We start from the raw sequence: 11,643 nt of genomic DNA, 5'->3' as shown, positions 1-11,643 counted from the left end.
TTCGATATTTGCCTCTTAGAAGGGTAGCCCCGACACTTAGTGATAGCTAGATCACAGTATGTGGCCGAGAGTGTTGAAATCCACAACTCTCAGGCCACTCTTTCCCGGAGGTGAAGGCATGTCCATCAAACAGACCGAGGTTCTCGTTGTGGGAGCCGGCCAAGCTGGAATTGCACTCAGCGAGCATCTCACCCATGCCCAGGTGCCCCATGTTGTTCTGGAGCGCGACCGCATTGCTGAGCGTTGGCGTACAGAGCGGTGGGATTCGCTGGTCGCCAACGGTCCAGCCTGGCACGACCGTTTCCCCAACATGAAGATCACGGGGATCAGTGATGATGAATTCGCAACTAAGGATCAAATGGCCAGCTACTTCGAGGACTACGCTGCCATGATCAATGCACCGGTCCGCACCGGTGTGGAAGTCCTCGCAGTGGACCGGAAGGAGCACGAGCCCGGTTTCATTGTGCAGACCACCGATGGCGCATGGGATGCCCGATTTGTGGTTGCGGCCACTGGCCCGTTCCAGAAGCCGGTTATCCCGGCGGTGGTGGAGGAGTCGTCGGGTATCCATCAGATCCATTCCAGCCATTATCGCCGTCCTGAGCAGCTGCCGGAGGGAGGCGTTCTGGTGGTGGGGGCCGGATCCTCGGGCGTCCAGATTGCCGATGAGCTCCGTGAGGCAGGACGAAAGGTATTCCTGGCTGTGGGGCCGCATGATCGCCCCCCACGCCGGTACCGAAACCGTGATTTTGTCTGGTGGTTGGGTGTCCTGGGCAAATGGGACATGGCCACCCCACCCAAGGGCGCAGAGCACGTTACCATATCTGTGTCTGGGGCACACGGAGGTGACACCATCGATTTCCGGGACCTCGCTGCCCAAGGTGTCACGCTCGTGGGCCGCGCCGGGCCTTGGTCAGATGGCATCATGAAGTTCGCGGACGATCTGGCCGAGAATATCCATGCCGGTGATGATAATTACTTGTCCCTGCTGCGGGAGGCAGATGCATATATCGAGGCCAATGGTCTCGATTTGCCGCCAGAACCCGAGGCTCATGAACTGGGACCTGATTCGGAATGTGTCACTAATCCTTTGCGTGAACTCAATCTGGCGGAGACAGGTGTCACGTCCATCATCTGGGCCACTGGGTTCAGCCAGGATTACTCCTGGCTCCATGTCGACTCGTTCGACGAGAAGGGCCGCCCCCTCCACCAGCGGGGTGTCGCCAAAGCTGAAGGGATCTACTTCCTCGGCCTTCCCTGGCAGTCCCGCCGCGGCTCCAGCTTCATCTGGGGAGTGTGGCATGACGCCCGATACATCGCCGACCAGATCCAGATTCAGCGGGGCTACGCCGCTTATGACGGCGAGGCGGTACGTATCACCAGGCAGGTGGAAAAACCAGCTATTGACGTTTCTGCCGTCGGGTCCGAGCAGGAGAACGCAGACACGCTGTCCCTGGTGTCGACCTCCTGAAGCAGAACTACTCTGCCGGAATCACCTGGTTGTTTGTCACCGTGCAGGTACACGGTGACGAACACCCTTGTTCAATCACCTCATTAAAGGAGAATCCATGAAGCACACCCGCATCAGGCCCTTCAATACGAAGGACACCTATCCGGAACAGAATCTCAGTAATGACCTGTGCCAGGCAGTGGTGGCCAACGGTGTGGTCTACCTCCGGGGCCAGATCGGTCAAGATCTCGATACCCGGGAATCCGTGGGCATCGGTGACGTCGAGGCTCAGACCGAGAAGGCGATGTCCAACATCGACATGCTTCTCAAAGAGGCTGGCGGAGATCTTGAGGACATCGTCAAGTTGACTGTCTACTTGACGGACATTCGCTACCGGGAGACCGTTTACAACGTAACGGGACGCTGGCTGAAAGGTGTCTTCCCCGTTTCCACCGGCCTTGTCGTCGAGGCCCTCGCCCGCCCCGAGTGGCTGGTGGAGATCGACGCCACAGCCGTTCTGGAGGAGTAACAGATGACTTTCTCAATTCTTGCTCGTGATCCTGCCGGTGCCATTGGTATGGCGGTCAGTTCTTCGTCACCTGCGGTGGCAGCCCGCTGTCTTCATCTGCAGGGTGGGGTGGGTGGCGTGGCCTCGCAGAACATCACAGATCCACGGTTCGGTCCTGCTCTTCTTTCCCGTCTTTCTGCCGGTGACAGCGCTGCGCAGGCCCTGGACTGGCTGGCAGGGATGGATGACACCCTGGACTACCGTCAGATCAGCATCCTGCCACAGGTAGGGGAGGGCGTGACCTTCTCAGGCGGGAAGACTCTTGGCACCCACCATGCCCGCGTGGGAGTTGATGCTGTCGTCGCCGGCAATATGCTGGCAGGTTCGAACGTCATTGACGTCATGTTGGATACCTTTGAAAGATCAATCGGTGATCTGGAGACGCGACTTCTCGACGCCATGAACTGTGGCCTGGCCGCAGGAGGCGAGGCTGGACCCATCCACTCAGCGGGCCTGGCTGTCGTCCGCGGGGCCGGGTGGGCTGAAACCGATCTACGTGTCGACTGGTCAGAGACCCCTCTCGAGGATCTGACACGTCTCCTCGATGAGTGGCTCCCCCAACGAGACGACTATGTCACGCGTGGCCTCAATCCTTCTACATCCCCCAGTTATGGAGTTCCCGGAGATGAATGACATCAAGGATCACATCAGCACAGCTATCAGAGATGAACTTCCTTCTCTGATCGGACTATCGGAATGGCTGCACGCCCACCCTGAGCTGGCCTGGCAGGAGTACAAATCTGCAGCTCGATGCGCCCAGTTCCTCAGGGACCGTGGCTTCGTTGTTGAAGAACAGTATGTGGGACTGGAGACTGCCCTCCACGCTACTTTCGGCACTGGTTCCCGGCGGCTTGCTCTTATGGCTGAGTATGACGCGCTTCCCGGCATCGGACATGCCTGCGGCCATAATCTGATCGCGGCAATGTCTCTTGGAGCGGCTGTTGGACTCTCTAAAGTAGCGGACGAGTTAGACCTGACGGTGGAGGTCTTCGGTACGCCTGCCGAGGAGGGCTACGGCGGTAAGATCGAGATGCTCGACCGGGGCGCATTCGAGGGACTCGACTTCGCCATGATGGCGCATCCTGCTCCGGTGGACGTGGTCCGGGCTGAGCCCATGGCTGTAGCCCACTGGGAGGTTACCTTCTACGGTCATGCCGCTCATGCGGCTTCCTACCCGACGCAAGGCATCAACGCAGCTGACGCCTTCACCATCTCGGAAGTGGCCATCGCTCTGCTGCGTCAGCAGCTGCCTCCCACGGTACGAGTCCATGGCATCCTCACCCACGGCGGTGATGCCCCGAATGCAATCCCCCACTTCACCCGCGGTAGATGGTATGTACGAGCCTCCACCATGCAGGAACTGGAGGAGACCCAGGAGAAGGTTCTGCGGTGTTTCCGCGCAGGAGCACTCGCCACGGGATGCAGGGTGGAGATCCGGGATGAATCACAGCCCTACTCTGATTTCACCACTGATGAACCAGCCCTGAGCTTCTACGAGAACAACGCCCGCAGCCTGGGCCGTGACCTGCGTACGGAAGGACCCGAGACACAGATGTGTCGGGCATCCACGGACATGGCCAATGTCTCGAAGATGGTGCGGTCGATTCACCCGTATGTCGGTGTCGGTTGTTATCCGGTCCTCAATCACCAGGCTGAATTTGCTGACGCCTGCGTAGGCGAGACCGCGAACCAGACGCTTATCGATGGTGCCACTGCATTGGCGTGGACAGGTGTGGACGTCGCAAAACAATGGCTCGATGAACTATCGCGCTCCCTGAGCGGCAGCCCTTTGTGAGTCTCCCCGCTCCTGGGGTGGCGGTGGGGCTATTCCTCCGCACTTAGATTTTCAGATGATCCCATCGTCTCTGTCCACTCCGCCGTCCACCGGCGAACATGGGCAGGGACGCATATGAATGAAGGACGACCCTCATGAATGTGCCCAACAGGATAATAAACACGTTTAGCCCCGCGAGTACCGCAGCGGTGGCCCAGACAGACGACCAGGCGGCTCCGCAAGGCCATTTCCGAATCGAGCACGATCTGCTCGGCGACCGAGGGGTCGGTGCCGAGTGCTATTTCGGAGTGCACACGTTGCGCGCCACCGAGAATTTTCCCGTCACAGGAATTCCAATCAGTGTCTATCCGGACCTCATTATCGCGCTCGCCAGTGTAAAACAGGCCGCTGCCCGGACAAATGCTGAACTCGGACTTCTGGACCCGGCCATCGCCCAGGCAATTGAGACGGCCTGCACAGAGATTCGCGCCGGGGCCTTTCACACGGAATTTGTCGTTGACGTCTTACAGGGAGGTGCAGGCACGTCGGCGAACATGAACGCCAACGAGGTTATAGCTAACCGTGCGGTGGAGCATCTGGGGTATACCCGTGGCGATTACTCCATCATTCACCCGCTGGAACATGTGAATCTGAGTCAATCCACCAATGATGTATATCCGACGGCCGTCAAGGTAGGGGTGCAGTATGCCGCCCAGCGTCTGCATGTCGCGATGAACCGCCTGTCCGCAGCCTTCGAGGCTAAAGCGCTTGATTTTTCGCAGGTTCTGAAAATGGGCCGTACCCAACTCCAGGACGCGGTGCCCATGACTCTCGGTCAGGAGTTCCGGGCCTTTGCGATCATGATTACCGAGGACGCCGACAGGCTGGTGGAGGCCACTTCCCTCATTTCAGAGATCAACCTCGGAGGCACTGCAATCGGAACAGGTATCAATGCCCATCCCCGTTATGCGGGATTGGTCTGCGACCATCTCCGGGACATCTCGGGTGTGCAGATCCAACCTGCCGATGATCTGGTCGAGGCCACCCAGGATGTCGGGTCTTTCGTCCAGTTGTCCGGTGTCCTCAAACGGAATGCGGTGAAACTGTCCAAGATCTGTAATGACCTGCGTCTGCTCTCTTCCGGACCGCGGGCGGGGTTGTCTGAGATCAATCTGCCACCGGTGCAGGCGGGATCCTCCATCATGCCAGGAAAGGTCAACCCGGTTATCCCGGAGATGGTCAACCAGGTTGCCTTTGAGGTGATCGGTAATGACATGACGATCACCATGGCGGCTGAAGCGGGGCAACTCCAACTCAACGCTTTCGAGCCAGTAATCGCCCACAGTATCTTCAAATCGATTATCCACCTGACTAACGCCTGTGACATCCTCACTATCCGGTGCGTTGAAGGAATCACCGCTAACACAGATCATCTGCGTGGGACCATCGAGCAGTCAATAGGAATCGCTACTGCTCTCAATCCCCACATCGGTTATGCGGCTGCAACCGACGTTGCTGCTGAGGCACTCGCCACGGGACAGAATATTCCTGATCTGGTGGTTGCCCGAGGATTGATGACCAGAGAGCAGGTCAGGTCCGTACTACGAGCGGAAGTGCTGATTCCTACACTGCAAGCCAGTTTCGCCACGGAGAACCGGGATGTCTGAACCTTGGCGGACAACCGGCCTTCTGGGAGAGTCGCCGGCGTTCTTATCTCAACGGTTCTGCCACCAGATCGCGCCGGTGAGCACCGTGGCAAAGGTGGTCCAGCCGACATAGGGGAGCAGGAGGGCACCGCGTTTCTTCTCCACCGACATGGCGCGCCGGGTCAGATCCGCACTCGAGGCGGCCAGGGCACCGGCCTCAATGGTCGCGGGCCCGGGCTGTTTGCCCTTGAAGAAGAGGATGCTCCATGAGGCGTTGAGTGCCAGGTTCAGGGCCAGCGCCTTCTGCAGCTCGGCATATTCCACCTGCTGGTCGTGTTCCTGCAGGTCAGCCAGGCTCCGCCCGACCACTGCGGCGATGCTGGCGTACAGCCCCGTCCAGGCCACGGGGAAGGCCCAGGCCGGGGGTTGGATGGCGGGTTTGGTCAGCGACCGGTACCAGGGGGTGGAGGTGTCGGTGGCCACCGAACCGATCACGGCCGTGCCGATGACGGCCGCCGAGGTGGTGGCGATGGTGCGGTAGCGGGACTGCTTACGGGCATCGAGCTGCTGCCAGGCAGTACCCGCACGGCTGAGAATTCCGAGAGGGCTCATGGCCCAATCCTAGGGAAAATCCGCTGCCCCGCGCGCGCGGCCCCGGCGAGAAACAAAAAGGGGGAGGAGCCCGTGGTGGGGCTCCTCCGTTCCTTCGCGCCCAATCACCGGATCCCGGTGGACGAGACGCGCAGGGGCGATGCGGTGGCGCTGACCCGGGTTAGAAGTAGATGCCGTGCTGGGCGAACCACGGGACCGGGTCGACGGCGCCGTTGCCGGTCGGGTGGATCTCGAAGTGCAGGTGCGAGCCGGTGGAGAAGCCCTCGCTGCCCATGCCGGCGATGTACTGGCCGGCGGTGACGTACTGGCCCACGGACACGCCCAGGCTGGACATGTGGCCGTAGATGGAGATGGAGCCGTCGTCGTGCTGGATGCGGATCCACTGGCCGTAACCGGAGGCCGGGCCGGAGTCGATGACGGTGCCGGACATGACCGCGTGGATCGGGGTACCGATCGGTGCGGCGATGTCGATGCCGGCGTGAAGGGTGCCCCAGCGCGGACCGTAACCGGAGGTGAACACACCCTCGGCGGGGCGGGCGACACCGGCGGTGGCCTGCTGTGCGGCCTCGGCTTCCGCGGCAGCGGCAGCGGCTGCTTCAGCCTCGGCCTGGGCAGCGGCTTCAGCCGCAGCGATGGCGGCGGCCTCTGCTTCAGCGGCGGCGCGCTCCTCGGCGAGCTGGGTGGACTTCGCCAGCTGCTCCTCCATGTTGTCCACCGGCTTGAACTCGGCGATCTCGAGGATCTGCGGTGAGGTGGTCATGGCGGGGGAGAGGACGTGCTCGGAGTCGTTGACGAGCTGGTACTCGACGATGGGGGAGGGGGTGCCGACCTCGGCCTGGAGGGTCGCGGCGGCGGCTCCGCCGATACCGGCGGTGGAGACTGCGCCGGCGGCTGCGGCGATGAAGGCGACGCGGTTGCGGGCGGAACGGTTGTGGGAGATGGTGCGGCGCTCAGTGGCGGTAGAACGCTGAGACTTGGTGAAGATGGGATTACTCCTGTCGTGGGGCCCGTTGTACGGGCTCAGTTCGATCCCTTTCGTAAGGGGATCGTGACCGTTTCGTTATTGATTCCCGGAACCCTACGTATGCGTCGTGGTGTATGCAAGTCCAAAGGTCTAGTTTGATTGGACGTTCGGCGGGGGATCGGGGGTCGGAGCGTGCTGGTCTTGCGGAAATCAACATAATTCCAGCTCAGTGCCAGGTTTGTCCGTGGTGCAGGGGCGGAAATTGGCACGAAATTCACAGACTTCTGTTGCCGTGTCACGAATCACGGGCGGCGCGGCAGGGGTGGGCGTCGAAAAGCTTTGTAACGGGAGGATTAAGCGTTGCAGGCCACAAACGCTTGCCAATGTGAGGCAGATCATCTACATTATGAAATTAGTTCATTCGGAACTAATTCAGGTGGGTGTAAAGATTCGATGATTTGGAGCCCACCGAGACGCCCGCCACGACAGAGGAAACTGATGAGTATTTCGGTCAAGGACGTACTGGCCCAGAAGGGCATCCACCCCACTGATGAACACCTCGAGAAGATCGAGGCGAAGTGGGCGGAGATCCAGCAGCTGAAGCAGGGCCTGGAGAACATGAACCTCAACGACGCGGACATCGCTCTGCGCAACATCCCCGGTGGTGATCACATTGTCTAAGGAACTTCTGCACAAGACGGCGACCGAGGTCGCGGCACTCATCGAGAGCCGTGAGGTATCCCCCGTCGAACTGACCCAGAGCCTGCTCGACCACGCCCACGAGCTCAACGACACCGTCAACGCCTACATCAGCTTCCGTGACGAGGCCGCCTTGGCGGAGGCCAGGGCGGCGGAGGAGGAGATCGCGCAGGGCAACTACCGCGGCCCCCTCCACGGCGTCCCGATGGCGATCAAGGACAACATCTACATCGGCGGCGAGGTCACCACCATGGCCTCCAAGATCCACGGCGACTTCGTCTCCAGGGACGATTCCTCCGTGGTGCAGAAGCTGCGCGAGGCGGGCGCCGTGATCACCGGCAAGCTCAACATGCACGAGTACGCCTGGGGCATCGACAACAACAGCCCCCACTTCGGCGCCGTGCACAACCCCTGGAATCTGGACAAGGTGCCGGGTGGCTCCAGCGGCGGCTCCGGTGCCGCTGTCGCCGCCGACATGAGCTTCACCACCCTGGGCACCGACACCGCCGGCTCCATCCGCATCCCCTCGGCCGCCTGCGGCCTGGTCGGCCTCAAGCCCACCCACGGCCGCGTGGCCAAATACGGCTGCTTCCCGCTGGCGTGGAGCCTCGACCACATCGGCCCGATGTCCAAGAGCGTCGCCGATGCCGCCGCCACCCTCCAGGCCATCGCCGGCCACGATCACCGCGACCCCACCTCCGTCGACGTGCCGGTCGCGGACTACTCCGCGGCGCTCGGCGGCGACCCGAAGGATCTGGTCATCGGTGTCGAGGAGGACTACTTCTTCCGCGACGTCGACTCACCCATCGAGGAGCTGGTGCGCAAGCAGATCGAGGATCTGGTCAGCAGGGGAGCGAAGCTGAAGAAGGTCTCCATCCCCGCCCTGGCCTACTCGGAGTGGACGGAGCTGGCCACCAGCCTCTCGGAGGCCTCCGCCATCCACCACCACGACCTGCAGAACCGTCCCGACGACCTCGGCGCGGACATCCGCTTCCTCTTCGAGCTCGGTGAGCTGTTCTCCTCCGTGGACTACCTCCAGGCCCAGCAGGTCCGCCGCCAGATCAAGCAGGAGTTCACCGCCGCCCTGCAGGACGTCGATGTCATCATCGCCCCGACCCTGCCCGTCATGGCCCCGGACATCGGCTCCCCGGTGGCCAACCTCAACGGCGCGGAGGCCGACCTCATCGACAGTTTCATCCGCTTCACCGGCCCCAGCAACCTCACCGGCCTGCCGGCGCTGACCGTCCCGGTGGGACTGAGCGATGACCTGCCCGTCGGCCTGCAGATCATCGGCCGTGCCTTCGACGAGGCGACCGTGCTCAAGGTCGGCTCCCAGATCGAGGCCGCCAACCCGATGCAGGGTCGCCGCGCACCCGTCGGAGCGGGTGCCCTGACGCGCTAGGCCGGATCGGAACCATCCCGTGTTCGGAGGGCCCCGGTGAGCTGGTGACACCCGCTCACCGGGGTCCTCTTCATTTTCCCGTCCACTGCCACCTCCAAGATCCCGGAGCACAACCATGTCCAGTATTGCCCTCCTGTTCGTCGGCGCCGTCCTCCTGGTCAACGGGCTCGTCTTCCTCGGGCGTGTCGACGCCAAGGCGGCCATCCCCGTCAACCTCCTCGTGGGTGCCCTCCTCGTCCTCACGGCGCTGGTGCCCGCCGTGACCCTGTCAGCTACGGCGCCTGATTTCCGCTCGGCGGCCTTCGGCTCCGTGGGCTTCCTCCTCTTCGGTTTCACCTACCTCACCGTCGGAGCGAATTCGCTCTTCGGCGGGACGGGTACCGCGCTCGGCTGGTACTGCGGCTGGGCCTCGATGATCGCCGCGGTCCTAGCCACGGTGAATTTCACGGGTTCCGCGGACCCGCTCATGGCCTGGCTGTGGGCCGCCTGGTCCGCGCTCTTCCTCTCCTTCTTCCTGGCGCTGGTGGGTGGCGGTCCGGAGACGGGGCAGGCGGCCGGAACCCTGGCGGTCCTGCAGTCGGTGACCACCGCCTCCGTGCCGGGCCTGCTCATGATCGACGGATCCTGGGCCACCACCTCTGTGACCCTGGTGGCGGTCGTGCAGATCGTCGCGGTGCTCGTCTGCGCCGGGGTGGCGGTGATGCTGCGCAGCAGGACCCCCGCTCCGGTGCGCATCCCTGATGCGGTACGGGTTCCGGTGGGCTGAGGAAAGTCCTGCGGAGGTCTGGCTTTGCGGCGGTGTTTCACGTGAAACACCGCCGCACTCACGTGAAGGAGGGGCGGAGGGTACCCAGCACGTCGAAGTCGAGTCCGTCCGCCCGCGCGATGTTGATGGGCTGCCGCGCCTGGTGGTTGCGGAAGGTGATCAACCCGCGGGGGCTGTCGAAGTTGAGGTCCTCGATGACGCGGTTGAAGTCGGCGACCCGCACGCTCCGGCTGCGCCGGGCCAGCTCCGCCAGCAGATAGATGCCCTGGTAGCAGGACTGGCCCATGTTGTTCAGTGCTGGTGCCGTGGCGCCGTGCTCTGAGACATAGCGGCCGAGGAAGTCCAGGGCCGCCGGGCTGGTCAGGGAACGGAAATAGGAGGCGGAGGAGTACAAGTTGATGGTCGCCTCAGCCCCGCTGGCCAGCAGCATGTTCTCCTCCATGAGGGGGCTGTAGCGCGTCACGGTCTCATGCAGGCCGGCCTCGGCGAAGCTCCGGTTGAAGTCCACGGCGTCCTGGCCGACAAGCAGGATGAGCACGGCGTCGCAGCCGCTCGCGGCCACCGCGCCGGGCAGGCGGGGATCGCCACCCTGACCCATCTCGACCAGGGTGCTGCCGACCAGTTCCAGGCCCAGATCGTGGGCGGCCAGGGCTGTCTTCTGCAGGGAGCGCACCGGCCAGATGTAACTCGCACCCACGACATGCCAGCGGCGGTGGCCGAGCTGCTCGCGCATCCACTGCAGGGCGGGGAAGATCTGCTGTTCCGGATCCTCTCCGGTCAGGTAGACCCCGGGCTGCCGCTCATCCCCCTCGGACAGTGACGTGTAGACGTAGGGGATGCGGTTGCGCAGGACCGGCACCAGCAGTTTGCGGATGGAGGAGATGTGCCAGCCCGTGAGCGCGTCGATGCTCCCGGAATCCACCAGCCGCGAGACCTCCGCGGCAATCTGCTCGGGCCGCTGCCCGGCGTCGATGTAGACCAGCTCGACGGCCCGGCCCCCGATGCCGGAGTGCCGGTTGAGTTCGTTGCGGGCCTGTTCCGAGACGGCCACGCAGGAGGGTCCGAAGATCCCGCCGGGGCCCTGGAAGGGGACGAGCATGCCGATCCGGTAGCGGTCGCCGTGCATGAGGTGGCTGAACCTCCTCGGTGTCATCACGGTGGAGTTGTCCAACGCGAGCTTGAGAGGGGACCCGTCGAGTAGGCTGTAGGGCAACAGCTGTCAGCATGACGTGCAAAGGGGCTCACGGATGACCATCTCAGATCGTCTCAGGGACGCTACTGAAGTGAGTCCTGCCACACTTCCCGCGGGGGATGTATCTCTAGTCACAGTACTTGTGCACACTACCAAGAATCTCTCCGCCATGGTGGCGGACGTGGTGGCCGAACATGGCTTCACCCTCGACGAGTGGATGGTGCTGGATGCCATCCGGCGCAACGACGGCAGCGCGATGTCCCAGATCTCCACGGCCTCCGGGTGTGCCGGGGCCTCCTTGACCCGTGCGGTGGACAAACTGGTCACCGGCTCCCTGGTCTACCGGGAGGCCAGCCAGGTCGACCGCCGCAAGGTCGAGGTCTTCATCAGTGACCGCGGCCGGGACGCACACCAGGAACTCCGTGAGCAGCTCCGGGACCTGGATGAGAGGGTCGAAAAAATGACCAGTGTCTCCGGCATCAGCCGGGAGGCGCTGGTCGAGTTATGCGGGGCGCTGCGCGGGATCTAGATGATTGATTCCTGGGGTTCAGTGGTCATACGCGATCAACG

The 11,643-nt window shown here is 62.6% G+C and carries 12 protein-coding genes; 9 read left to right on the top strand and 3 right to left on the bottom strand.

All coding sequences use genetic code 11. The features are described 5' to 3' along the window. The first annotated feature begins 118 nt into the window (after nt 1-118). From NYP18_RS14525 to NYP18_RS14505, 5 genes are all read left to right on the top strand, one after another. A complete protein-coding gene (locus NYP18_RS14525; protein WP_259428913.1) occupies nt 119-1,471 on the top strand; it encodes a flavin-containing monooxygenase in 1,353 nt (450 codons plus the stop codon). Nucleotides 1,472-1,568: 97 nt separating this feature from the next. Then, nucleotides 1,569-1,979 carry a RidA family protein gene (locus NYP18_RS14520; protein WP_259428912.1) on the top strand — a complete coding sequence of 137 codons (411 nt, stop codon included), beginning with the start codon at nt 1,569-1,571 and terminating at the stop codon, nt 1,977-1,979. Between the two features lie 3 nt (nt 1,980-1,982). After that, on the top strand, nt 1,983-2,651 hold the full coding sequence (locus NYP18_RS14515; RefSeq protein WP_259428911.1) for a DUF1028 domain-containing protein: 669 nt from the start codon (nt 1,983-1,985) through the stop codon (nt 2,649-2,651). Then, entirely contained in the window at nt 2,644-3,813 is a 1,170-nt protein-coding gene (locus tag NYP18_RS14510; RefSeq protein ID WP_259428910.1) for a M20 family metallopeptidase, read from the top strand. The genes NYP18_RS14515 and NYP18_RS14510 overlap by 8 nt, the downstream gene beginning before the upstream one ends. Before the next feature lie 134 nt (nt 3,814-3,947). After that, on the top strand, nt 3,948-5,459 hold the full coding sequence (locus tag NYP18_RS14505) for an aspartate ammonia-lyase (protein WP_259428909.1): 1,512 nt from the start codon (nt 3,948-3,950) through the stop codon (nt 5,457-5,459). Nucleotides 5,460-5,507: 48 nt separating this feature from the next. Here NYP18_RS14505 and NYP18_RS14500 read toward each other — a convergent pair whose 3' ends face one another. Next, nucleotides 5,508-6,050, bottom strand: a complete 543-nt coding sequence (locus tag NYP18_RS14500; protein ID WP_259428907.1) for a TspO/MBR family protein — start codon at nt 6,048-6,050, stop codon at nt 5,508-5,510. Nucleotides 6,051-6,210: 160 nt separating this feature from the next. Further along, nucleotides 6,211-7,035, bottom strand: coding sequence for a M23 family metallopeptidase (locus NYP18_RS14495; RefSeq protein WP_259428935.1), 825 nt, complete (start codon nt 7,033-7,035; stop codon nt 6,211-6,213). Nucleotides 7,036-7,512: 477 nt separating this feature from the next. Here NYP18_RS14495 and NYP18_RS14490 point away from each other — a divergent pair, with 477 nt between their 5' ends. From NYP18_RS14490 to NYP18_RS14480, 3 genes are all read left to right on the top strand, one after another. Continuing rightward, nucleotides 7,513-7,695: a hypothetical protein gene (locus tag NYP18_RS14490; protein WP_259428906.1), complete on the top strand. Its 183-nt coding sequence runs from the start codon at nt 7,513-7,515 to the stop codon at nt 7,693-7,695. Beyond that, on the top strand, nt 7,688-9,115 hold the full coding sequence (locus tag NYP18_RS14485) for an amidase (RefSeq protein ID WP_259428905.1): 1,428 nt from the start codon (nt 7,688-7,690) through the stop codon (nt 9,113-9,115). Before NYP18_RS14490 ends, NYP18_RS14485 begins: the two co-directional genes overlap by 8 nt. A gap of 115 nt (nt 9,116-9,230) precedes the next feature. Further along, nucleotides 9,231-9,881: an AmiS/UreI family transporter gene (locus NYP18_RS14480; protein ID WP_259428904.1), complete on the top strand. Its 651-nt coding sequence runs from the start codon at nt 9,231-9,233 to the stop codon at nt 9,879-9,881. 58 nt (nt 9,882-9,939) lie between these two features. Here the strand turns inward: NYP18_RS14480 and NYP18_RS14475 are convergent, their stop codons facing one another. Then, a complete protein-coding gene (locus NYP18_RS14475; RefSeq protein WP_259428934.1) occupies nt 9,940-10,980 on the bottom strand; it encodes a substrate-binding domain-containing protein in 1,041 nt (346 codons plus the stop codon). Nucleotides 10,981-11,215: 235 nt separating this feature from the next. Between NYP18_RS14475 and NYP18_RS14470 the strand changes: the two genes are divergently transcribed. Next, nucleotides 11,216-11,602 carry a MarR family winged helix-turn-helix transcriptional regulator gene (locus NYP18_RS14470; protein WP_259428903.1) on the top strand — a complete coding sequence of 129 codons (387 nt, stop codon included), beginning with the start codon at nt 11,216-11,218 and terminating at the stop codon, nt 11,600-11,602. The last annotated feature ends 41 nt before the right edge of the window (nt 11,603-11,643 follow it).

This window comes from Corynebacterium lemuris (assembly GCF_024919295.1).
In the GTDB taxonomy this organism is placed as follows: Bacteria; Actinomycetota; Actinomycetes; order Mycobacteriales; family Mycobacteriaceae; genus Corynebacterium; species Corynebacterium lemuris.
This window is presented reverse-complemented; position numbering and strand designations above follow the sequence as displayed.